General features: G+C 44.3%; 21 protein-coding genes. 10 read left to right on the top strand and 11 right to left on the bottom strand.

The genetic code is table 11. The features are described from left to right. Positions 1-92 precede the first annotated feature (92 nt). Positions 93-1478, bottom strand: a complete 1386-nt coding sequence (locus tag QUA20_RS25990) for a TIGR03279 family radical SAM protein (RefSeq protein WP_333192454.1) — start codon at positions 1476-1478, stop codon at positions 93-95. 256 nt (positions 1479-1734) lie between these two features. Here QUA20_RS25990 and QUA20_RS25995 point away from each other — a divergent pair, with 256 nt between their 5' ends. Beyond that, entirely contained in the window at positions 1735-2043 is a 309-nt protein-coding gene (locus QUA20_RS25995) for a hypothetical protein (RefSeq protein WP_333192456.1), read from the top strand. Between the two features lie 430 nt (positions 2044-2473). Here QUA20_RS25995 and QUA20_RS26000 read toward each other — a convergent pair whose 3' ends face one another. The 3 genes from QUA20_RS26000 to QUA20_RS26010 all read right to left on the bottom strand — a co-directional run bounded on the left by QUA20_RS26000 (position 2474) and on the right by QUA20_RS26010 (position 6760). Next, entirely contained in the window at positions 2474-5032 is a 2559-nt protein-coding gene (locus tag QUA20_RS26000; RefSeq protein WP_333192458.1) for a sigma 54-interacting transcriptional regulator, read from the bottom strand. A 479-nt stretch (positions 5033-5511) separates the two neighbouring features. Continuing rightward, positions 5512-6282 (bottom strand): methyltransferase domain-containing protein, encoded by a 771-nt coding sequence (locus tag QUA20_RS26005; RefSeq protein ID WP_333192460.1) that lies wholly within the window; start codon positions 6280-6282, stop codon positions 5512-5514. A gap of 142 nt (positions 6283-6424) precedes the next feature. Continuing rightward, the gene (locus QUA20_RS26010) at positions 6425-6760 is read right to left on the bottom strand and encodes a hypothetical protein (protein ID WP_333192462.1); all 336 of its coding nucleotides are present in this window, start codon (positions 6758-6760) and stop codon (positions 6425-6427) included. A gap of 95 nt (positions 6761-6855) precedes the next feature. Here QUA20_RS26010 and QUA20_RS26015 point away from each other — a divergent pair, with 95 nt between their 5' ends. Beyond that, positions 6856-8190, top strand: a complete 1335-nt coding sequence (locus QUA20_RS26015; protein ID WP_333192464.1) for a tetratricopeptide repeat protein — start codon at positions 6856-6858, stop codon at positions 8188-8190. Positions 8191-8623: 433 nt separating this feature from the next. Here the strand turns inward: QUA20_RS26015 and QUA20_RS26020 are convergent, their stop codons facing one another. Then, a complete protein-coding gene (locus tag QUA20_RS26020) occupies positions 8624-9526 on the bottom strand; it encodes an undecaprenyl-diphosphate phosphatase (RefSeq protein ID WP_333192465.1) in 903 nt (300 codons plus the stop codon). A gap of 447 nt (positions 9527-9973) precedes the next feature. On the opposite strand from QUA20_RS26020, the gene QUA20_RS26025 reads away from it, so the two are divergent. The 3 genes from QUA20_RS26025 (at position 9974) to QUA20_RS26035 (ending at position 12877) form a co-directional block, all read left to right on the top strand. Then, positions 9974-10588, top strand: a complete 615-nt coding sequence (locus tag QUA20_RS26025) for a thylakoid membrane photosystem I accumulation factor (protein WP_333192466.1) — start codon at positions 9974-9976, stop codon at positions 10586-10588. A gap of 149 nt (positions 10589-10737) precedes the next feature. Continuing rightward, positions 10738-11670 (top strand): trypsin-like serine protease, encoded by a 933-nt coding sequence (locus QUA20_RS26030; protein WP_333192469.1) that lies wholly within the window; start codon positions 10738-10740, stop codon positions 11668-11670. 145 nt (positions 11671-11815) lie between these two features. Then, entirely contained in the window at positions 11816-12877 is a 1062-nt protein-coding gene (locus QUA20_RS26035) for a mannose-1-phosphate guanylyltransferase (protein ID WP_333192471.1), read from the top strand. A gap of 114 nt (positions 12878-12991) precedes the next feature. Here QUA20_RS26035 and QUA20_RS26040 read toward each other — a convergent pair whose 3' ends face one another. Beyond that, entirely contained in the window at positions 12992-13576 is a 585-nt protein-coding gene (locus QUA20_RS26040) for a Uma2 family endonuclease (protein WP_172189095.1), read from the bottom strand. An 841-nt stretch (positions 13577-14417) separates the two neighbouring features. Here QUA20_RS26040 and QUA20_RS26045 point away from each other — a divergent pair. From QUA20_RS26045 to QUA20_RS26060, 4 genes are all read left to right on the top strand, one after another. After that, positions 14418-15122 carry a DUF1003 domain-containing protein gene (locus tag QUA20_RS26045; protein ID WP_333192473.1) on the top strand — a complete coding sequence of 235 codons (705 nt, stop codon included), beginning with the start codon at positions 14418-14420 and terminating at the stop codon, positions 15120-15122. Positions 15123-15265: 143 nt separating this feature from the next. Next, positions 15266-16000, top strand: coding sequence for a cadmium resistance transporter (locus QUA20_RS26050; RefSeq protein ID WP_333192475.1), 735 nt, complete (start codon positions 15266-15268; stop codon positions 15998-16000). 110 nt (positions 16001-16110) lie between these two features. Beyond that, entirely contained in the window at positions 16111-16737 is a 627-nt protein-coding gene (locus QUA20_RS26055) for a hypothetical protein (RefSeq protein ID WP_333192478.1), read from the top strand. 328 nt (positions 16738-17065) lie between these two features. Next, positions 17066-17596 carry a hypothetical protein gene (locus tag QUA20_RS26060; RefSeq protein ID WP_333192480.1) on the top strand — a complete coding sequence of 177 codons (531 nt, stop codon included), beginning with the start codon at positions 17066-17068 and terminating at the stop codon, positions 17594-17596. A 318-nt stretch (positions 17597-17914) separates the two neighbouring features. On the opposite strand, the gene QUA20_RS26065 is transcribed toward QUA20_RS26060, so the two are convergent. The 5 genes from QUA20_RS26065 to QUA20_RS26085 all read right to left on the bottom strand — a co-directional run bounded on the left by QUA20_RS26065 (position 17915) and on the right by QUA20_RS26085 (position 23029). Beyond that, a complete protein-coding gene (locus tag QUA20_RS26065; protein ID WP_333192482.1) occupies positions 17915-18763 on the bottom strand; it encodes an arylamine N-acetyltransferase in 849 nt (282 codons plus the stop codon). Positions 18764-18909: 146 nt separating this feature from the next. Continuing rightward, positions 18910-19182 (bottom strand): tyrosine-type recombinase/integrase, encoded by a 273-nt coding sequence (locus QUA20_RS26070; RefSeq protein ID WP_333192485.1) that lies wholly within the window; start codon positions 19180-19182, stop codon positions 18910-18912. 432 nt (positions 19183-19614) lie between these two features. Then, a complete protein-coding gene (locus QUA20_RS26075) occupies positions 19615-20265 on the bottom strand; it encodes a hypothetical protein (protein WP_333192487.1) in 651 nt (216 codons plus the stop codon). A gap of 124 nt (positions 20266-20389) precedes the next feature. Then, positions 20390-22093, bottom strand: coding sequence for a group II intron reverse transcriptase/maturase (gene ltrA, locus QUA20_RS26080; protein WP_333192491.1), 1704 nt, complete (start codon positions 22091-22093; stop codon positions 20390-20392). Between the two features lie 612 nt (positions 22094-22705). Further along, the gene (locus QUA20_RS26085; RefSeq protein WP_333192493.1) at positions 22706-23029 is read right to left on the bottom strand and encodes a hypothetical protein; all 324 of its coding nucleotides are present in this window, start codon (positions 23027-23029) and stop codon (positions 22706-22708) included. A 175-nt stretch (positions 23030-23204) separates the two neighbouring features. Between QUA20_RS26085 and QUA20_RS26090 the strand changes: the two genes are divergently transcribed. Then, positions 23205-23807: a hypothetical protein gene (locus QUA20_RS26090; RefSeq protein ID WP_333192496.1), complete on the top strand. Its 603-nt coding sequence runs from the start codon at positions 23205-23207 to the stop codon at positions 23805-23807. Positions 23808-23860 lie beyond the last annotated feature (53 nt).

Below are 23860 nucleotides of genomic sequence, written 5' to 3' on the forward strand. Positions count from 1 at the left end.
AGGTCTCAAGTTTCTAGTCTGTAGCCTGAACTCGACGGTTACAAGTCACAATTACCATACTCATCTTAACTTTTGAATGTTCGATTCAAAATTTAGAATTCAACTTCAGCAGTTGCCAGACCGATCGCCGCCGAGATTAGTTCCTCTACTCCGCTAACCGGCAAAATCCGGGTTTTCAGCGAGCTGGCGAGCTGTTCGAGGGTCATGTCGTCGAGAAAACGCGGTTCCCCCTGTTTTAGCATCACCGACGGCAGCAGGATGCCATCTCCCAAGTCTCGCCCCTGCAAAGCTTCCAGCAAATCTTGCCCGGTGAGCAAACCCGTGACAGTGATAGTTTGTCCCCAGTAGCGGCTGCACAGTGCTGCCATGTTGACGGACAAGCCGGGAATTTGGTTTAGTTGTTGTACGATCGGCTCAAAAGCTTTTTCTACAGCATTCCCCACCACCCAAACCAACTTGCGCGCAGGCTCGACTTGCATCGGTTGCAGCTTCTCAAAAGCCGTTTCAAACTGCTGGATAAACTGGCGGATAGAACCCACACCGTTACCAATTTGCGGATAATCTTCGTAATCAGCAGCCGACGGCAAATCTAAACCCGCTATTAAAAACCACTCGTCAGCCAGCCAAATACAGCGCGATTTTGAATTCTGCTTTTTCGCCTTTTGGCCGCCCTTTCCTTTACTCAAAAGCACTTGAATTTTCTGCACTTGCTCGATTACTTCTCGCGCTTTTTCCGCAGTTACTGCGATCAGTTCATCTTCCGCTGGGCGAAAGCGAGTTAAACCCACCGGCACTACAGCCACCGATGCTACAGCGGGATTATTTCCGGTATGAAACTTTGCCAAGTCTAACAAAGTGCGTTCTAAATGTTCGCCATCATTAATACCGGGACAAACAACTACTTGAGCGTGAATTTGCAAGCGGCGTTCTTGAAACCATTTGATTTGTTCTAAAATCTTGCCAGCGCGGAGATTTTTTAACAGCCTAATTCGCACTTCCGGTTCCGTAGCGTGCACGGAAACATAGAGAGGAGAAAGCCGCATTTGTTCGATTCTGTCCCACTCTTTTTGAGTCAGATTTGTGAGAGTGAGATAGCTGCCATAAAGAAAGCTGAGGCGGTAGTCATCATCTTTGAGATACAAAGTTTCGCGCTTTCCCGGAGGCTGCTGGTCGATAAAGCAAAAAGGGCAGCGGTTGTTGCACTGAATTAGTCCATCGAAGAGAGCAGTTTCAAATTCCACTCCCAAGTCTTCGTCATAATCTTTTTCTATTTCTAACTTGTGACTTTTGCCTTTGGCATCTAAAACTTCTAGTTCGAGAAATTCATCCGCGCACAGGAATTGATAGTCGATCAAGTCGCGGGGTTTTTGGCCGTTGACGGCGACGATTGAGTCTCCGGGTTCAAATCCGATTTCGGCGCAGATGCTGTCGGGGATAACTTTGGTGATCAGGGCGGGCCGGATTGATAAGTCGCTCATAAGTTCGGGATTAATTATTGGGTGAGATTGAGTTTTTTACAGATTTTTTTGAGGTTTTCATGTGTAAATATAACCCTCGTACTATCTTCCATTCACCTGTCTCAATTATACAGGTTTAGTTTAGTTTAAAAAGCTGAATGCGAGTAAGAAGGGGTTTACATACATCAGCGACTTGCGGTATTCAAGATTAGATAGTGTATTGTACAGCATCTGCGACACAATTATAAGTTAGCTTGAAAAAATAAATGGTAGAGCTATGAATGATTATATCGACCTTTACTGTGAGCGGCTCATTCCTGGTTTATGGAGCGAGCCACTGAATGCTATTTCCAATGTGTCTTTCATTATTGCAGCATGGGCTATTTGGCAATTAGCTCAGCGACACCACAAAATATCCCCTGGTATTTGGATACTGATTGCTTTAGCCACCAGTATTGGTATCGGAAGTTTCCTGTTTCATACATTTGCAACGCGATGGGCAAATTTACTAAAGGTGATTCCTATTCTGCTCTTTCAGCTTGGTTTTATCTGGCTTTACAGTCGTCGGGTAGTTAGGATGAATTAAGGATATGCAGGAGTATTACTTGCAGCATTCTTTTTTGTTAGCGATTTTAGCAAGCAATTTACAAATCTTCTCAATAGTTCTCTTTCGTATGCTCCTGCATTTTTGGTTTTGCTCGGACTAGGACTGTATCACTATCCACAGCAAAAGCGCGAACCATTCATTCTATTAGCAGCAACAGGTTTATTCCTATTAGCCCTTGCATTCCGTACTCTCGATCGGGCAATTTGCCCTTTCTTTTCAACTCTTAAATTGTCCGAAAAAACTCAAAACTAAAAGTAGAGGAGCGTAACATACAGCAGATTCCATGTTGATGAAGTACACCCTAAGAACGATGGAGCGAGGTAGGGACACGGCAGTGCCGCGTCCTCTATCTGTGCTGATTATCGTCCTGCTTTGCACGGGAATAATAATATATCGCGCATACTCACTCTCAGGTTCCTACGATCGCATACCACAAACTCAGCATCAGGCACAAACTCGCTAAATGTTGTGGAATCAAAGATTTAATTGAGCGCTTGGCAATTTGTTGAGTCACAAATATTGTAACTAATAATGATACAATCAAAGTTAAACCTTGCAAGAAACTAATCACCGCTGGATCGCCAATAAAACTCGGTAAATCGTCTCTAATTTGTCCGAAAGTGGCAAAAGCTACAGGAATCACTCGACCGCCTTCCTGCAAACCCAATCGCCAATAGTGAGCCAAACTACCGCCCCAGACTAAGGGTAAATAACCGTAGGCGAGAGAGACAAATGAGAGGGGTTTGTAGGTTGTAAATGGCATGGTTTCTGCTTGTCCCAATCGATAAATTGCCTGCATGATTGCGTAGGCAATTAGGGGAATCATCGGCGGGATAATTAACACTGCGATCGACAGTCCTAAATGAGGTAAAAATTGCTCTAAATTGATGCCCAGCCCCAACCAACTATTTATCTCCGGCAAGCGATGCAGATAAATACCGCCTAATAATAGAAATAACAGGGCAACTTCATAACTGTGAGGAACGTGGGTAGTCCATAATTCGATGCCGGGAGGACGCAGATTTAATTCTACCGATCGATGCGGACAAGCTTTCAAGCAAGTCATGCACAACACGCAATCTTTATTATCGGTTAATTGGGCGGGATGGGAATAAATCGGACAGCCATTAGTAGTTAATCCTTCCCCCAAGCCGGGGCCGCCTTTGTAACATTGGTAGGTGCTGCATTCCGCCGCGCAGGTTCCTTGTTGGGCGCGAAGTTCGATAATTGAGAGTTTAGCAAATAATCCATTCATTCCCCCGATAGGGCATAAATAACGACACCAAAATCGCCTCTCGAAGATTAGGGAAAAAATTACCGCTCCGGCGGTGATGAGCAACAACAAACAACTGGATAAATAGGCGGTATTTTCTAAATTCCACAACTCTTCCCACAGAAATATCAGAGTAAATAGTCCAAATAGAAGCCAGCCACCCCATTTTTCGGCTCGTTGGCGCGGCCATTTATTGAGAGTTCGAGGGAAAATTTTTAGCGATAGTTTTTGGACGATTTCCCCATAAATCATAAAAGGGCAAAAAGCACACCACAATCGCCCGATGATGGGGAATAATAATAAAATTAACGGCCACCACCACGCCCAAAAGATATTTAGGGCAAAATTATGTTGTCGATCTTGGGGAGCAACAAACAGGATAATTACCACCAATGCAAACACCCAGGTGGTAAACCAATAATTCACGCGATCTGGATACCAATCGCTCCGTAAAAATTGCCGGAATTTTGGATAAATATTTAATAAATTCACCCGAAACTTTTGTTTCTTCGCTGCCTGGGCCCAAAACACTTCTTCAGTTAATACCTTACTCCCCTGTGCTTGAACTAAGGCGCGATCGACCATTCCCTGCAATTCCTGCAAATTACCTGGAAAATCGTAGGCTTGTAAGCGGCGAATTGCTTCCGGTGTAACTTTGGGCTTGACTAATTTCTTTTTGCGACCAATGATATTGAGATAATAGTTGACTTGTGCCTCTAAATCTGTTTTTCGCACCCGCAAGGATGGAACTTTAATCTTGTGTTGTGTCAGCTTATCTAGCTTGGGCTGCACAATTTCTGAGATTAAAATTATCCGGGCTTTACTAGAACGCGGTGGTCGCGGTATTTGTCCTTCCTTGACAACTGGCGTATAGGTTCCCTCGGTTAATAATTGCTGAATTTGGGGGCATAATTGAGCGGGTAATTCTTGCACGTCATTTAAAATTAACGTCCCTTCTCCCAACCATTCCAACAGCCCCGGTTTGCCGCCCAACCGCCCGAATAATTCCGCTCCATTGCTCTGAAGTAAAGCACTTTTAATCTGAATAATTGGCTCGTTGCGGCGATGGGAACCGAAATGAATTAAAGCAGCTAAATTATCTTTTTCTAAACCAGGTTCGCCAGAGATTAATACCGATCGGCTGTCACTCGATGCCGTGCGAATTTGTTGGCGCAATTTCACTGCATAACGACTATTGCCAATGACTCCCCGTTTCGCCCTAGGTACTAGATAGCTGCGGAGGGCATTTTGACGCTCTCGTTCGTAGGCAATTTCTGCTTCTAGCTGCTCTAATTTCGCCGCCAAACGTTGAGCGTAGGCTTCGGCGATCCGTGGATATCTTGCTAGCAAACCACGCCAGCGATCGGCACTAATTACCCAAAATTGACACTCTGTCCGAGCAATAATTCGACTATCCGCAGGTTGCGATCGTTGAAGTGCCGATAAATTGACGATCGCCCCCGGCAACAAACTACTCGCCCACATTAAACCCGGTTGTTTGCGGTGGTATCGATCGGCTTGTCCTCGTTCTAGGATATAGAGATTAGTGACGGGCGTATCTTCTATTACCACTCGAAATCCAGGGGGAAAAGTTGTCATCTCCATTTCACCCGCGATCGCCTGTAAAATCTCGCGGGATAATATGCCTAATTCGGTGCTCGATTCGAGCCAGTTAACTAATGTTTCGGTAGACATCGCTTAGTGTCGGCGAAAGCCGAATCGTGGTGGTTGGTGTAGGATATATATTTTTGGGCGTTGCTGATTTAAGGTATGACTGGCTCAATATGCAAGTCAGAGAAACCAGTATCCACAAAACTTCGGGATTTTCAAGTTATTTTTTTCATACCCTGATTAAGCAACGCCCAATATCGATAGCTTGTTGAATTTGTGCAGTTATAGTGAATCCTCCATTTAAAATTTTCGATTTTTAATTGTTACTAAGCTTTGATTATTTTGCGAACGTGATTAAAATGCTGAACAGCTTATAACGGGGTTTAAGAATAGTCATTGCAGTTCCCTGTCATAGTAGACTTAATTATACACTTTTAAATTGCCATAAGAATGAAGGAAACTTTAGCCGATCGCGATCGGGAGCTTAGCTTGACGCACATTGTAGGAATTAGCAGCAGCACTTGAATTGCGATCGGCATTACCTAATTCCTATTTCCAGCTAACTATAGCTTTGCTTTCTCGCCAACAATCACAGCGATCGGAACCGCATAATGAATTTCATTTCCTCGTTCATGTGCGCCAACCCCCAGATTGTCAACACCAATATCCTCTCTAAAAATTTGTCGCACCTTATTGTCATCGCCGGGATTTGGGAAAGAAGCAGCTAACTGCTGTTCAAGCTCTAATTCTACCTTGTAAAATGCCAACTTGATATTTTGAAGATTGGCATCCGCGACTAATTGGGGCAACTCTTCCAGAGTCAAGGCGCGAGTATGAGATGGATCGCGCAACTTCTCAATCCGGTCATAAGCATTCACTTTATCCGGTGGCATCGCAACATCAGCAATCAGAATTCGACCGCCCGGACGACACACGCGAACCATCTCCGACAACACAACATCTGGCCGCAAAAAATGATGGAAAGCGTAACGACTCAGAACAATGGAAAAACTATCATCGGCAAATGGTAGCATCTCGATATGGCCTTCCTGCCATGAGAGATTAGTCAAGTTTTTTTGCTGTGCCAAAATCTGGGCTTGTGCGATCATTGCTGGTGTTAAATCAATGCCAGTAACGCGACTGGAAACCGCAGCAAAAGCACAAGCAACAATACCCGGGCCGCAAGCAACATCTAGAACTGTGTCTTTGTCAGAAACACTCGCCATTTCTATGAGCAGGTACAGAGACTCTTGATTTGTGTGAGCGTACAATTTAGAGAATGGAATTGCCTGACGAGTGAACTGGTCGATGATGGATTCCTGATGTGCGGTCATAGTTTAGACTGTGGCTAGCGGAGAATGTTTACAGTTTAACTTGTCTATGCAGAATTTGGCGATCGGGCGATCGCTAAATTCATCCTAGGCGAGTGAATTGTCTTTAACAGAATTGACTTGTGTGGTTACTGAATAAACAGCATTATATTTTTTCCATAAACAGTCCTGCAATCCGCACCTCAAAAGTTATTCCGGGTAGCCGAGGCTGCCATCCAAATTGCACCGCTTGGCGTATCCATTGTGCTGCATCAGAGGGTGTTACTGGTTTCACTTCGTTAATATCCACCAAACATTGAGGATGAGGTCGATCGGTGAGGATAACTAACACCGAACCCGGTTCTTCAGCGTGTTCGACACCAACATGAATATTTCCGCCAGCGTAGCATGATTGCGTATAAGTAGCTTGTCTTCGGATTAGCCAGATAAAAGGCTCCCCATAAACAATTATTTTTCTAGTTCCTTTTTTCGGTATTGACATAGTTTGCTAAAGTCGATCGCCTTTACAATCAGGCTCAGTTCTGGGTTGTGAATTAACCTGAGCTGTGAGAGAATATGTATCAAAAATATGTATTTATGAAACTCAAAATTTTGACGGGACTCCTGACAGGGTTAGTTGTTTCTGCCAGCACAACAGCGCTTTTTTGTCAACCCAGCCGTGCGGGAAATCATAGCTTTTTGTGCAACGGTACTCTCAAATATATTAGCACTGGGATTCTGAACGGAGAACCAGTTTTCAATCAGGGGATTCCGATTAATACCAGTTTGAGATTATTAGCATCAGCTCAAGTGGATGTAGGGGTAAAGATTCCCAGTGCGTCTGCGGCTGCGCCCAAAGCTGAGGATTTCTTTATTCAGGGTGAGGAAAAATATGAAAAAGGAGATTATCAAGGCGCTATAGCCGCTTACACTCAAGCCATCGCGCTTAATCCTAATTATGCAGAAGCCTACAACAACCGGGGAAATGCCCGCTATATTTTAGGAGACAATAAGGGTGCTGTAGCCGATTTCAACGAAGCTTTGCGAATTAATCCTAACTATGTAGAAGCCTACATCAGCCGGGGAAATGCCCGCGATGACTCAGGAGACAGCCAAGGTGCACTCGCCGATTACAACGCAGCTTTACGAATTAATCCCAACGATACCTCAGCCTACTACAACCGGGGAGTTACCCGCTATCGTTTGGGAGACAACAAGGGTGCTGTAGCCGATTACACCGAAGCTTTGCGAATTAATCCTAACTATGCCTCTGCCTACAACAACCGGGGAATGGTGCGCTCTCAATTAGGAGACAGCCAGGGTGCTGTAGCGGATTTCAACGAAGCTGTGCGAATTAATCCTAACTTATCCCAAGCCTACGGCAACCGGGGACTTGTCCGCTATAGTTTAGGAGACAAGGAAGGTGCGATCGCGGATTTCAACCAAGTTTTACAAATTAATCCTAACGATGCTCTTGCTTATTACCACCGGGGGAATATCCGTTATGTTTCAGGAGACAACCAGGGTGCTGTAGCCGATTTTAACGAAGCTGTGCGAATCAATCCTAAATATGCCCAAGCGTACATCAACCGGGGGAATGCCCGCGATGATTTAGGAGACAGCCAGGGTGCTGTAGCCGATTACGATCGAGCTTTGCAAATTAATCCTAACTTTGCCGGTGCCTACTTAAACCGTGGCGTTACCCGCTTTCGTTTAGGAGACACGCAAAGTGCTGTAGCCGATTACAACGCAGCTTTGCGAATCGATCCTAACTTAGCCGGTGCGTACTTGAGCCGGGGACTTGCCCGCGCTAAAGAGGGAGACAAACCCGGGGCGATTCAAGACTTTCAGAAAGCAGCAGATTTATTTCAGCAGCAAGGCGATCAGAGTAACTATGAAAAAGCCATTAACAATCTGAGGAAACTTCAATAAACTGCAAAAACTCCCCCAAAGGTCGATCGCACTACTAATCGCTAAAAAATAGAATACCCCGAGTCCCGACTTCTTTAAGAATTCGAGGAGCTAATTAAACATTATCAGCATCAGATAGTTTAAATTTTTTTGTATTTTTTGTTACTCTAGCCCGTCTGAATGATTTGTGTAAATAAAAGAAAAGTGGTAAGCTCAAATTCAATAAAAAAAGGGGTCAGACAAATCGTTCGCCTTCCTCCTTAACGGCACGCGCGCACATTTTATCTAAATCGTCCGATATAAATTTATTTTAGACTGCATGAAGAGATTCTCTTGCTGTTGAGGTTTCCGACTTTCTTTCATTGATAATAATTTTGTAATTCGGCGTTCTAGTTCTTAATTCTACAGAGTTCAGAGCGACATAAGTCGCTCCTACTGCTCTCGGATTTATCTTTTAAATATTGTTCACGGCCCCACCTGCAAGCGCGGTCAAAATCGCCACGCCAAATGCCAGCCGATACCACACAAACACCCACGTATTTTGAGTTTGCAGGAACTTCATCAGCCACGCGATCGACAAATAAGAAAACACAAATGCCGAAATCGTTCCCACTATAAAAGCTGCAACTCCAGCACCGCCGATTCCTTCTCCTAAAGCACCCTTCAATTCCACTAATCCAGCCAGAGTAATGGCCGGAATTCCCAATAAAAAAGAAAACCGCGCGGCCGCGGGTCTTTCTAATCCCATAAACAATCCTGCTGTTAGGGTAGAACCCGATCGCGAACACCCCGGAATCAATGCAATTGCTTCAGCTAATCCCATCAAAATGCCGTCTGGGACAGTTAACTTTTCAAAAGGGCGCGATCGCCTGCCAGTTTTTTCTGCTATTGCTAACAGCAGCGACATGACGATCGAAGCAATGGCGATGCTGGCTAAACTTCTGAGCGGCGACTTGTCAAAATCTGGAACCAATGCCTTGATTAGCAGCCCAAAAAAGACTATAGGTATTGTTCCCAAAACAATTCCCAATGCGATCCGAAACTCTTGCGATTTGTAGTCGCGCCGCACCAAGGCATCTACAGCACCAAAAGTTATATTTGTCAAGTCTTTCCAGAAATACCAAAGCACTGCAACAATGCTGCCCAACTGAATAACAGCAGTATAAGCAACCCCCGGATCGCCCCATCCCAGGGCGATCGGCACTACCTTCAAATGAGCGCTGCTGCTGATGGGCAAAAACTCTGTTAATCCTTGTACAATTCCTAAAACAATCGCCTGCACCAGATTGATTTGAGCGGGCCCGGCAACATCAGCCGCGGGCGTTTGGGCGAGGAGTGCCTCAAGCAAAGCTATCATTAGTTGTGAATTCCCAGTTGTCAGTTTCTAGTAATTAGTTGAATTTAAGAGGATGTTTTAAAAGTCTGGTCAGGTATAATTTAGCCCTGATGATTGGGCTTAACTGAGACGATCAATCAAGGTTTGGGCCCATACTTAGATGCTTCTTTGTGCCAACTATGAGGTCAAACGACCCTTTTAAAACATCCTCTAAGATCTTGCACTTTTCTGGGAAGCTAGAAGCCCACCCCACCAAAAATAAATTTTATTGTGGCGCGGACACTTCCAGCCCGCCCTAGTTCTCTTAGGTCAGTAGAATCACCGTGTCGATCGCTACAACAAGCAAAATATGATAGTCGATCCGAAACTACTTTAACCTACTCAACAACATTTGCCTACATTGGGGTGATAAAATTATCAAAGTTTTTGCATCGGATTTCGCCAGCATACAGCAACTGCCAACAACCTATGATACTTCCTGACAAAAAAAAATCAATTGTTACTGCTGCTTCTGGCCTGGGCTTGCTGCGGCGAATCTTGTCAGCCAGTCTTTTAACAGTGGCGATCGCACTTAGCTTGATACTGCTAACCGGCACGCCACCAGCCTTCGCAACTCTCACAGACGATCGCTATGACGGTACAATCTTTGCCCTCTACGCCGGCAACGGTTCCCTAGTTCCTCCTAAAGTCAAACTCACAGATTCTTTCAAACGCAATAAACCCGTATTGTTAGTGTTTTACACTGACGACAGTAGCGACTCCAAGCAATACGCGATCGTCGTCTCTCAACTCCAGGAATTTTACGGCCGCGAAGCCGATTTTATGCCTATAACAGTTGATTCTTTGCCTCCGAAACCGTCACCGGAACTCACCGAACCGAGCCATTACTACGAAGGTTACGTACCTCAAACTGTCATTCTAGACCAATCGGGAAAAGTAGTTTTTAACGAGAAAGGACAAATACCCTTTGAACAGGTAGATGATGCTTTTCGGAAAGTATTTGACTTGCTGCCCAGAGAAAAATCACTCCCGCGCAAACGCCGTGTCGTGAACGAACTTAACGTCGAATTGTCGACGAAGTAAAATATTGCAATAAGAGGACACGGCACTGCCGTGTTCCTACCCGGATTAATTGTATAAAAACTGCGCTGCCGTCTCCTGATTGTGGGTAACATTAATTCCAACAGTACCGAATTTGATATAACAGCTATTCAATCAGTTAAACATCAAAAATGAAGTCAGCAATAAAAGTTTTATTAATGGCAGTTTTGACTGTATTGTTAGTTTTAGAAACAGCAGAAATCGGGCGAGCAATAATTAGTGCTTTTGGTAACAGCAGTTCCCGCAAACCTTTAGCTTTCAATCAATATACAGGCGTCGCCTATCTCGAACCAACTCAATGTACGGGTTCGCTGCTAACAGGAGGATTGTACGTTCTCACGGCCGCCCACTGTCTGAACGGAGGCGGAGTCAAGGTTCCTGCAGAAACGGCAATCAAAGCAAATTTTAAATTGCCTAGCGGTGAAGTTAGGATCTCTGTTAGCAATTATTATATTCATCCGGGTTGGAATGGTTATGAGTCAGAAGTTGGCAACGATATTGCTATTTTAAAAATGAAAAGGGTCGCACCAAAAAGTATAGAACAGTACGATATAAATAGAAATAAGAATGAAGTGGGCCAAGTATTGACAAAGGTGGGATACGGATATATAGGTTTGGGTGCAAAGGGACAAGATGAAAATTCTAATTCTGAGGCAAAAAGATATAGCGGACAGAATCGCTATGATGCTTTAATTGATGTTTTGAAAGATGCTACAGAATCAGATATGTCCGATTTGGTTTTGGGAAGTCAATTAATCTTTGATTTTGACGATGGAAGTGCGCAACGCGATACTTTGGGGAGGCATTTTCCGAAGTTGCGCGATCGAGGTTTGGGGAAAAATGAGATAGCTACGGCTAGCGGAGATTCCGGCGGGCCTTCGTTTGTCGATGGGAAGATTGCGGGGATTAGTTCTTGGGGTTATAGCGATCGGGGATTTTTCAAAACAAACATCGCCGATATTGATAAAATTGACGACAATGGCAGTTTCGGGGAAATTTCCGGCGACACGCGGGTATCGTTTTATGCTAATTGGATTGACAAGATGACCAAAAATCCCTCCTAGGCATTTTTCAAATCCCTACTAAATAAAAAACGTAGCGCGTTAACGCCACGCTGCCAACAATTAATTAGTTCGAGCAATTATATCACGATCGTTTAAATCCCTCAAGTGTCAGGCAAAATAGATCAGAACCGTTTAACTTCAAATCATGACCAAAACCTTAATTCCCGTAATTCTCGCCGGCGGTAAAGGCGAACGTTTCTGGCCGCTGAGTCGCAAACAGCGGCCCAAGCAGTTTTTGAGTCTCGACGGTAGCGGCAAGAGTTTGCTGCAAGCAACTGCGGAAAGACTATTAACATTAGGTAACGGTTGGGACGATTTGTGGGTGGTAACGTCGGAAATGTTGGCGGCGGGAGTCCGCGAACAGTTGCCGCTGCTGCCTCCTGAGAATTTGCTGGCGGAACCGGAGGGTCGGGATACGGCGCCGGCGGTGGCCTGGACTGCTATAGAAACTGCAAAGCGTTACGGTGAGGATGCGGTGGTTGGTTTTTTCCCGGCGGATCACTGGATTGGGGAACCGGAGGAGTTTGAGAAGACTTTGGAGGCGGCGGCTGAGTTGGCGAGAAATCAGGATGCGATCGCCACTTTGGGAGTAAAACCGAATTATGCTTCTACCGGCTACGGCTACATCGAACAAGGCGAGGAAATTGGCAGTTTTGGGGGCTTTCCAGCCTATCGGGTGGCGAGGTTTACGGAAAAGCCCGATCGCACAACTGCTGAAGAATTTGTAGCCAGCGGCAAGTTTAGTTGGAACGGCGGAATTTTTGTCTTTCGAGTCGGAACCGTCTTGACAGAATTGCGAAATCATGTACCGGAAATGATGGCAGCTTTGGAGGCAAAAGGCGCCCAGGCTTACTCGGAATTACCCAAAATTAGCATCGATTACGCGCTGATGGAGAAGACGCAAAAAGCCTGTGTTCTGCCCGTAGGCTTTAGCTGGGACGATTTGGGAGATTGGAATGCGATCGGCCGTTTGCTGCAAGGAGACAAGCCGAATGTAGAGTTAGCAAAACACGTCGGAATTGATACGAAAGGCGGCATCTTTTATGCAGCCGATGAGAATGAATTAATTGTCACCATTGGTTTAGAAGATGTGGTAGTTGTCAGAGATGGCAACGTGACTTTAATTGTGAAAAAAGATAGAACGCAGGAGATTAAACAGGTAATTAAGGTGTTGGGAGAAGATGAGAAATTGAAAGATTTGCTGTGAGGGTGAACTGAGGCAGCACGACACGGATTCTCAAGGCGGATACACCAACTATTCATCACTGTTTATCCAGGCATTCGTTTTTGAATCTGTGTTGGGCCTTACTATTTACTTTATTTACATAATTTCTTCTAAATTCAACACAAAACCAGGCAGTACATCTTCCCCTGATAGAGTGGCAGGATTTTCGATAATTTCAACATCTTGACCGGGGCGATAAATTTCTACCCGCCGATTTTGCCTGTCAATTAACCAACCCAATTTAGCACCGTTATCTATATATTCTTGCATTTTCTCTTGAAGTTTTTTCAAGGAATCAGTCCGAGAACGCAACTCAACAACAAAATCAGGACACAAAGGAGCAAAACTGTCTTTTTGTTCCGGTGTTAAAGCATCCCAGCGTTCTTTTTTGACCCAAGAGGCATCAGGAGAGCGATCGGCACCATTGGGAAGCCTAAAGCCTCCAGAAGAGTCGAAGGCAACTCCTAAATTATTTTGGCGGCTCCAGGCTCGAAGTTGATACGATAGATCCATATTGCGCTTGCTAGTTTCACTGCCTGTCGGTGGCATAATAATTAATTCCCCGGATGCTGTACGTTCAAATTGATAATCGCGGTTGTTCTGACAAAGCTGAAAAAATTGCTCGTCAGTTAAGTTGATGGATAATTCGATCGAGGTCTGAGGAAATTGGATTGCAATCATGTCTTTTATACGGTTTTAAACACATTTATACTCGGGTTATTTAATCACTTACTCATTCCAGTATTTGACACAAGTTTTCAAGTAAATAAATTTAATTATAAAAATATCATCTCTGCTTTAACTGTATATTACTATGAGGAGTAATGCCAAAGCCAAAAACCGATCGCCCCCACACCCCAAAACTCTCACGCCCATTCCCGCTATTCCCCCCAAGTTATTCTTCAAGACACTGGTCAGCTTGGTTAACAGCCCTATGCTAGTAGTTATATTGCCCTTAAACCCGATCGACCCGGAAGCCCCTTGTTTAGCCTAGTTAAAAACACTTCTCGCAAAGGAGAAATTCTAGAGGTCGTCTTCCGCAACGGTTGGCACTACATGAAACCTGTGCTTGTCGCAGAAAAAACGCGAGTACGAGCGAGAACCCAACGCCATCACTCTTTTTCGGCAATATATGTAGTATGCCTGCGTAAGTCCTGACTATACAGAATCCCCCTTCGCCGACTTTTGCAATCCGAGTTGCACACTATGACGATTCCCGCCAAACATCGTTTCTGCTTGACGGGTTCACCCTCCCAAGTCGTCTGGGGCGACTTTCGCCATGAAGTCTCGTTTGCGACTTCCCGTTAAATTTTGGTTCGATGTTGAGTCTTCCCCTCACCCTGTCTCGTTCTTCCTATTCTCTCCTATTTCCCAACAAGCCTATAAATTGAAGTGATTGATTTGATAAAAAAGAACATTTGCTCTTATGAGTCGAGGTTGACTAAAGTAAAGCCATCAAAGAAAAACGCCAGCGAACATTAACCAGTCAGCTTCAACTAGACTTTCACCCGTGAGGTTTGCCATGAAATCCACTCAATCCAAAAGCGTTAATGCAAAAGTGAAAACCGCCAGCCATCAAATGCCTTTAGAGCTTACCCTTCAAAAACCAGAGGAAAAAGCCTTAACTCGCGGACAGCATTTAGCAGATACCCTAGCAGCGAAAGTGGGTTCGTGGCCGTTTTTGATTGGACAGACAGTAGTCCTCGCCGGGTGGGTGGGCGCGAACCTGACACCGGGCCTTCCTCACTGGGATCAGCAGCCATTCATCCTGCTCAACTTAGTATTCTCTTTTGCCTCTGCTTACACAGCACCGATTGTGTTAATGAGTCAAAACCGCCAGTCGGATGACGAACGCGAACAAAATCTCTACAATCATCAAGTTAATCTCAAAGCGGCTCACGATGTGGTATTACTGCACGAAAAGATCGATCGATTAAGCCACGACATTCCTGACTTAATAGAAAAGCTCAATCAGCAACAGCCATCTGTCAGTCCCATCAAAGTGATGGTGATGCCCGCCCCCGTTAAGGCAATTACCGAAGGTAATGAAGCAGCTAAGCCGTCTGCTTCCGATCGGAAGCAGAAGCCTGAGGTTCCCATCCTACTTCCCCAAGTATTTAAATCGAAATTTGACTCATCTAAATATGCAGAAGTGATGCCAATTTTACTGCCAACTCAAAAGCAATTAACACATTCTGTATCCGCGTCAAGCTATTTCAAGCTGTGACAATCGACTTTATTACTCAGTGAATGAGAGCGTCAGTTTAGCCAATCTGTCAAGTAACACTTTTAACACATAAAACTCCTCAACATCAATTAATTTCCGGCACTTTTCCAGCAATCCTACCATCACCATCTAGGCAGTTAGATATGAACCCCTTCATTACCGCTATTTCCACAGGTTTTACAGCTTTCACCGCCACAAATTTAGATGATATTGTCATATTGCTGCTATTTTTCTCCCAAGTCAATGCTGTTTTTCGGCGCCAACACATTGTTACAGGACAATATCTTGGCTTCGCAGCACTGGTGCTGCTTAGTCTTCCTAGCTTCTTTGGCTGTATGATGGTGCCGCGCCCTTGGGTGGGAATCTTGGGGTTAGTACCAATTGCCATTGGAGTCAGCCGCCTGCTAAATCGAGATACAGAGGCGGATGATGAAAATACAGCGACAGATTCGCCTCCATCCACTATCTTTGCTAGTATTTTATCGCCACAAACTTATAGCGTAGCTGCGGTGACATTTGCTAATGGAGCTGATAATGTGGGGATTTATGTCCCGTTGTTTGCCAACTGCACTTGGGATAGCCTGCTAGTGATTCTGAGCGTCTTTTTCTTGCTAGTGGGTGTCTGGTGTTATGTGGCGTATCAACTAACTCGCATGAGCGCGATCGCGACCCTACTTGTCCGCTACGGTAATTCCCTTGTTCCCTTCGTTCTAATGGGTCTGGGTACGCTGATCCTGCTCGATAGCCATACTCTAGAGAATCGCGATTTAACGGTAGTTACTTTAGCTATCAGTTGCTTGTGGCTGCTGATATTGCTTAAAGACAGTTATCAATCGTTAGAGACTGCACCTAAAATCGAAAAATTTGAGGTAAACTAGGGTTCAAGTTTCCTCCACTTTGCTGAAGTTGAAAAATAATTTATAATTTCAGCAAAGTGGAGGGGTTTTCTAAGAACAAACTCTGATTTCTTACACAAAGGACAACAAAAATGAGCAAGTTTTTCAAAGTAATTCTGGTGGCTTTAGTGCTTTTCGTAAACTTAGCTGTAGCTCAGCCTTCTTGGGCCGGCAAGGATTTCACAAAGGGGGCTGACTATGCGGAAGTGACACAGGAATTGAATCAACTTTTGTCAGCTCAGAGCGATCCTTCGACTGCGGGTTATACACCTGAACAGTACCAACAGCGGTTGGGAGAATTGCAAATGCAGAAGTACGTGATCGAAACTGCTAAAAAGCGGGCTCAGTGTCGTAATCAAACTGGGCAAACGCTGGCAGTTTATGCTAATAAGCCGAAAAAATCGCCCACGCAACTTTATTTCCTGGCAGCCGGTGAGATTACAGATGATGATTGGGATTGCGATGGTATTTACTTGCCAGCAGAGACTCAAGCTACTTTAGGCCCGGCGACTGAGCCACTTTCTTTGGCTGAACCGGTTGCTATTAAGGTTGTAGATGGTACGCAGCTAGTTGCTACAACGAATGCAGCAACGGGTGGTATTCAATTGAATGTTGCCCCTGCTAAAGTTTTTAAAGCGGGTGAGACAACTTGGGCCCTGCCCTCGTTTTCTCAGGCCCAGATTAATGCACAAGTTCCTACGCCGCAACTGATTGATTAATCCTTCTTTAGGAACGGTTAATAGTTGGGGACTTGGGAAAAAATAAAGTCCCAGGCCCAATAGAGGAGAGGCAATGCCACCATTGGCGATTGCCTCTCCTCTTTTTTAGATCGCAAAAAAGCCAGAAGATGCTGAGTGATGCAATCATTCGCGACATTCCTCGATGCAGCCCACTCTCTACTTTGCTATAGTGCGGTGCGAAGTAGGGTCATAATTCTGCGTAGCCAAAATATAGCATCTCACCATTTATGGAAATGGCTTTCCGAAACCTTGACAGTCATTTATAGGATTGGTTATATAGAAATATCAACCATTTATGAATACGGTGATGGCTAACAAAGCACGGAACAAATCAGGCAAGTTTGCACCCAAATCAGAAGTCCCTCGCAAGATACGGTCAGTCAACTTGACCGACACTGCGTGGCAATGGTTGGCGACTGTAGCAGACAAAGCAGAGATGAGCCGAAACGATTACCTAGAAGCACTGGCATCCGGGAATAGCCCATTTATGGGAATGGCGCAACCTCTTCCCCAACCATTTATAGAGACGGTACAAGAAGAGATAGAAACCCATGATGCGAACATGGTGAAACAACCAGATAGCGAGCTTTTACTGTTGTTTATTGAAATGGCAGGATTAGAAGTAGTACGGGCTGATAACCAACGGTTACATAATAACTTAGGTAACTTAGAAGCCCAGAGAGAACAACTCAATCAGGAATTAGCAGAAATTCAATCGCAGCTTGTGGCCGAGCGCGCCTTGCGAGAAAAAATTGAGCGCGAACTCTCCGAGCTAAAGCAAAATTCTGTTCAGGCCACCATGGGGTACAGCCAAGATACCTGCATTCCGAGGACGTGATATTAAGAAACGTAACAAGTAAGTCGCGACTTTGCTTTCGAGGAAGCTTACAAGCACAAAAGCATCCTAAATTAGCTGACTATTCAACCAAGTTTGAGAAGGCAGAGTAGTAGTAATACTCGGCTTTCGTACAGACCCAAAAAGCGGAAATCTTTTACTCCTAAACATTTCAGGCTTTGCTACTTCAAGTCATTTTGTCTTATATTTACAAAACTTTACGTCTTGTCCTCGGAATGCGCGTATCTCGGCTGTAGCCCTAATAGATTAACGAGGAAAGAATGGTATGTTACATTGATTAACCATTAACCGAGAGAATCATTAGGTCATCGCACACGATCGCTCAATTAATTGTTGTAACATCCGATCGATCTCAGCGATCTCTCCCAGGTTGAGACAAAAAACATTCTCAAGGGTAGCGCGTAACTCTGCAACCGTTGAAAGGACACGATGTTCTGTTCGACCATCCAAATAATGCACCGTAAACCGATTATTCCACAAGGCATAACGACAATTTGAATCCGGTTTTGCCGCCATCAAGTTAGTAACAAAAATCGAGTTTGGATGAGTTGAAACATACCAATTACTTACCTCATAATCTGGTAATTCTTGCTCCTGAAGATCGAATCTGTAAAGGGATTTCCACTCCTGCTTGATATATGCTTGCATAATGTAGCTGCGATCCGTTGCGATCAATCGAAATGGTTCATGGGATGTAGGTTGTTCAATATCCGGTCTCAAAGCAAGCGGCGTGGTAAGCGTTAATCCTCCGAATCCCACATCTGCAATGTATGGCTCTCCATCAATATTGACCCACAGCACCATATGACTGCGAGGTGCGATCGTCCCGGATGGCAAATTCCACAGCACGCGAGCTGCTAGATTCGTTACCTGAAAGCCAAGAGCAAGCAAAACAGCCCGCAACAGTGAATTTTGCTCAAAACAATAGCCACCCCGTCCCTCGTTGATTAGTTTTTGTTGCAAGGATGCTAAATCCAGCTTCACAGGTTGGTTCAGGAGTGAATTGAGGTTTTCAAAGGCGATCGTTTGGGAATGTCGTTGATGAATTGCCTGTAACGTTGTCAGCCTGGGCGAGCAGTCACCACTATAGCCAATTCGTTGAAAATAGGCATCAAGGTCGATCTCAGTCAGTCGTTGTTGCAATTGCATATTTTATTATCAGAGTCAATGCTGAGTTTATTCATGGGGAATAATTAATCATTATGTATCCAACGCTCCAAAAGGTTTAGCATCGGAGAAACCATAGATTTTGATCGCTCCTTCACGTCGAAGCATCCGCTTCCCCCGCCGATCGCTCAAAACATCCCATCAAGAATTTCGGTGATGTCCTGTTGGTCGCGGCCCCGGTTATCGTCATAAATCATTAAGGAGTATAGCTTACGATGGCGGCTGAGTTTCTCAACCTTCCGCACATCCCCGTCTGTTGCATCCAGTGCTGCCGTGATGGCTGAATGTCGGATGCGGTGAGGGGACATCTGTTTTTTAATACCAGCCTTTTCGCTGTGACGGACAACCATCTTGCAGATACCGTCGCCACTTGCGTCTGTGTCCGCTGTGGGCCCAGTCAAGTGCTATAAAAAGCGGGCTATCGTGGGAGAAGCTTCCCCTTCCTTCCAACCAATTGGCGATCGCCCGAACAGTCGCCACGCCCAAGTCCACTACTTCCGACGCTCGTGCCGCGTCCTTTACCCCATATCCGCAAAGTCTTACTCACCGGGTCAAAGTCACGAGCACTCAATTGACTAACTTCGTTAACACCCGAAAAGTCTGGATTTAGAAAGTGGGGAGGCGATCGCTACTTTCAGCCTTATTTTGCTGCACCGCCCGGCCAGATGGAGTCACAATTGTAGCTGGTGAAGCATCGGGACGACTGCATTTCTTACGCTTGGAAAATATAGAACAACTCTAAAGTGTGACTCTGGCGATATTTAGTTTAATGGCAAGTTTGACAATCTTAGGGGTTGCAGGCTTAACAAACCCTCAATCTCATCTGAAAATTCTCACGGGTTTGGTCGAACGCAGCGATCGCCCCCATCGGGAAATTTCTCGTTCAAACTCTGATCGAAATAATACTGACACCAAAATTCTGCTACCTCCAACAACATGGGTACTGATTCAGCCACTATACCTGAACCAGATTGCAATCCATAGCCTTCTACATATTCTCTAGCTAGTTTGTAAGTCCAATAGGGAAAATCTGGCTCTACGAAACACCGCAGTGCATACTCTAGCTTTAGTAAATCTCCGCTCCGGACAAAGCGCACCGTTGTCCACCTAAAATTACGGTAGTCATCCCCTTGCAAACCATCAATATCTCTCAATAAGTTTCTGAGAGATTGCCGGCTTTCGTAACTAGGGTTTTCTCGGTAACTGTCCATCAGTGAGATTGCTTCATCCACTAACTGTTTTTGCTGTTCCCATTCTTCACTGGTGAAGTGTTCGGGACAAATCGCCTGATTTATCTGCTGCTGCACCCGTTGGGCAATGTAGAGTGCAAACTTTTCAGCGGCAACCTCATCAGGGCACAGACTTTTGATACTCGTCAGCCTGGTTATCGGTATGGCAAATCGAGCTTGTTCAACTTCTTGGGTGGTTTGAATCCATTTTTTGATTTTCTTAGCAATAGCAAGCTGTTGTTTGTTTTGTTTCATTCTCAGTTACCGACTGGTAGAGTCGATAGGGGCATTTCTACCCCTACCTCTCCTTCAAAACGGAACGTGAAACTTTCGCTTCATTCCGCTCCTTGATATCTTCATCCTTTGTTAAGGATACAACTCAAAACGGATTATCATCATAGCTCTTTTGGAGGGAACTGTCATTTTCCGTTTTTGTGTCGTGACAGTGTTTATGCAGAAGTTGGAGGTTTTTGTATTCATCCTTACCGCCTAAAGAGCGGGGTTGAATATGGTCAACTTCTACAATATCTGTAGGTGTAAAGTACAGACTGCAGTGGGTACATTTACCTTTTTGTGTCTTAAGCAGTGTTGCTACTCTTGTTGGTGTTTCAGGGTATTCTCCACGTCTTTTGCTCCAATAAATCCAGTCACCGTTGTAAGGTGTTGAATTGCCCTTTACCTTGACGTGCCTTATTATTGGCGTTGTTTGGTGTTGGGCTAATTCTAGACCTTCTTCTGTGCTGAAACACCAATTTTTGTCGTCTACTGTTCGCCAGTATTTGTCTTTATTGATGCTACCTTTTCCCCGTCTTCTAGCCCATGCTCTTAATTTGTCGTAGGTAAGGGTATCGACTTTATTAAAGGTTTCCTTACTTACTACTGTAGAGTAATAGTTTGACCATCCCTTAATTATTGGATTCAGCCGACTAATTAAAGCAGCTTGAGGGGCGGTGTTATAGGTGTCTATTACTTCTTCTATTTTCACAAGATGAGCTTTGATTTTGGGTTGGGACGGAGTGATTAATGTTTTAAAACCGAGTGGTATTCCATGTGTATTTTTGGCGCTTCGGTAGTTACCCACCTTATGCTGTTGTACATGGAATCCTAAAAACTCAAACCCAACATTTCCATTGTATTCGCTGAGGGTGTGGGTTAATTTTGTCTTACTTGGCTTTAATTCTAAGTCTAAGTCACTCAACCAGTCCGCAATTACCTTTTGACAGGCTATTATTACTTCAATGTCTTTGTGAATAATCACAAAATCATCGGCATATCGGATTAAACTGATTTCTCTTCGTTGGTTAATGTTATTTCCTACGAATTGTTTAACCCGTTCTTCCATTCCATGAAGAGCTATATTAGCCAATAGCGGGGAAATGACCCCTCCTTGTGGCGTACCTTCAATGGTCGGAAAAATTTCACCTTGGTCTAATACCCCACTTTTAAGCCACGACTTAATTTGCTTTCGGAGTCGCGGATAGGTATTGATTTTGTCAAGTAATGCTTTGTGATTAATGCGGTCAAAGCATTTGGCAATATCAGCGTCTAGCACATATTTCGCTTTGGATCTGATACTGTCAAAGATAGCTCCTATTGCATCTTGACAAGACCTACCTGGTCTAAAACCATAGGAGTTTGGCTCAAAGAGAGCTTCCCATTCTGGTTCAAGAGCTGCTTTTACAACTGCTTGTAAGGCGCGGTCGTACATAGTGGGTATGCCCAATGGTCTTGACTCATTGGTTCCTGGTTTTGGTATCATTACCCGACGTGTCGGTTGTGACTTGTCAGTTGCTTTGAGTTGACTTACTAGCTTGACTCGTTGCTTCGGAGATAGTAATTTAATACCATCTACACCTGCTGTACGTTTGCCAGTATTGTCTTGCGTGACCCGTCGTACCGCTAATACCTTATTAGACCATGAATTAATCAAGGTCTTCTGAAGCTTCCGAACTGCTTTTACATCGCCACGCTCACTTGCTCGATAGATACGTTTTTGCAACTTGAATGTCAATCTTTCAGCTTTTCGCCAATTGATTTGATTCCATTCCACCGTCGGGTTTTCCCGCGTCTTAGACTTATTCATTGCTACTAAAGTTCCTATCCTTGAAGTTACCATGCGTCTGTCTGCATATCTCTGTCATTACAACAGAGCGTTCGCTTTTGACACAATCCCTCTCTCATATATTATTCGTTAGCTACTTACTGGGTAATCGACCTGTTTCCAGAAATATATGAGAGTTACTTCGTTCCAAATACACATTCATTGAGTTTTTAGTGTGATGCTATCCACCGGGTTTACAGGCAGTGCTTATAGGTCGAATTAAAAATCGCCTATGCCCTATCCTTGCCTTTTGGCTTGGTCTTAATCAGTCTTTACCGTGTTTTTCAACGGGCTTATACTTGATTCAGCCGTTAGACCATCTCAGTTAACGATGGTTGAGGCACATCTTTGCTTTCGCTACACATGAACTCTTGCTCAACAGTTACCAGTTTCGGCTACCAGTAGTCTGCTTTTTATCCCCGCTTTACCTGCTAGTTGCTACCTAGTAAGATAGGGGATATGCTTTTACCGCTGCACTTGCGGACTAGGACTTGGGATGACCCGCACCTAGATGTGTATTTAGTTGTTTTAACCGATTGGTTAGACTAACCGTCCCTGAATATCTCTATTCATTTGGGTTAAACGAATCGCACCTTAATATCCTGATTGAAGCAACGCTCTAGAGAGCAAATCTGTTAGTTGGAGTGTAAGAGTCCACTGGTTCATATAAGCAAGATCGAGGCTTCCCAGTTGCACTTTCAAAACTCCCAACACATCCATCCACTGTTTTTGAGAACCGTCGGGAGTTAGTTTGTACCAACTGAGTTTTTGTAGGACGATATCTTCCGGCGAATAAATGTAGATTCCCTCCTCTGTTAAGCCACTAACACGGTAAAGTTGGCGACGACTCATCACCGAAGTAGAAAAAGGGTCATCGCTGCCCATCACAAAAATGTCTGCTTTCTCCATAGAAGGCAAATATCAATACTTCGGACAGTTTTTAAAGAGAGATGCGATGCCTTCGGCAAGCAACGCTTACGCAATACCGCAGAGAAGTGAAAACAGTGAGTGCAATCTGAACCCAAAATAAACAGAAAAAAAGGCACTCTTTTCGGTTAAGCTATAAAAACACACAAGCTCAACAGATTGCCTTATGAACATTATTGAATCTATCTTACAACAAATGCCAGGGATTAGTCAACCCCAAAAGAAGTTTTTAATCACTTTATTCTCAACTATTTTACTGAGCTATGGCAAAATCAACTTCACCAATCTCAGTCGTTATAGTTGTTTGAGCGAAAAAACCTACCGTCGTCACTTTCTCAAAAGCTTTAACTTTCCACAATTCAATCAATATTTCCTCGAAAAAACTTTAAATCCTGAACACACTGTCATTGCTGTTATTGATTGTTCTTTCTTAAGAAAAAGTGGCAAAAAAACTGACGGTAAAGCTTATTTTTATAATGGTGTAGCGGGAAAATCGGAAGAGGGATTGGAAATTTCTGTGATTTCTATTGTCGAAATTGAGACTCGTTTATCTTATAGCTTAAGTGTACAACAAACTCCATCACGCCCTCAAATAAAGCCTGCGAAAAAGCTGCCCCAAAAACCGCAGAATTGCTGGTCAAGAAAAACTCGCAAAAAACCTGACTCTCAAAGTTCAAAGCCTGACATCACAAGAGTTGATGACGGGAGCACAACATCTAAAGAATACTCGTTATTTCTTCCCTACTTCTGTACGTTATTTGGTGGCTGATGGCTATTACTACCGCTCTAAATTCTGGGATGCTGTGCGGGAGTTAAATTTAG

It is taken from the genome of Microcoleus sp. Pol7_A1, from assembly GCF_036701085.1.
Classification (GTDB): Bacteria; Cyanobacteriota; Cyanobacteriia; order Cyanobacteriales; family Microcoleaceae; genus Microcoleus; species Microcoleus asticus.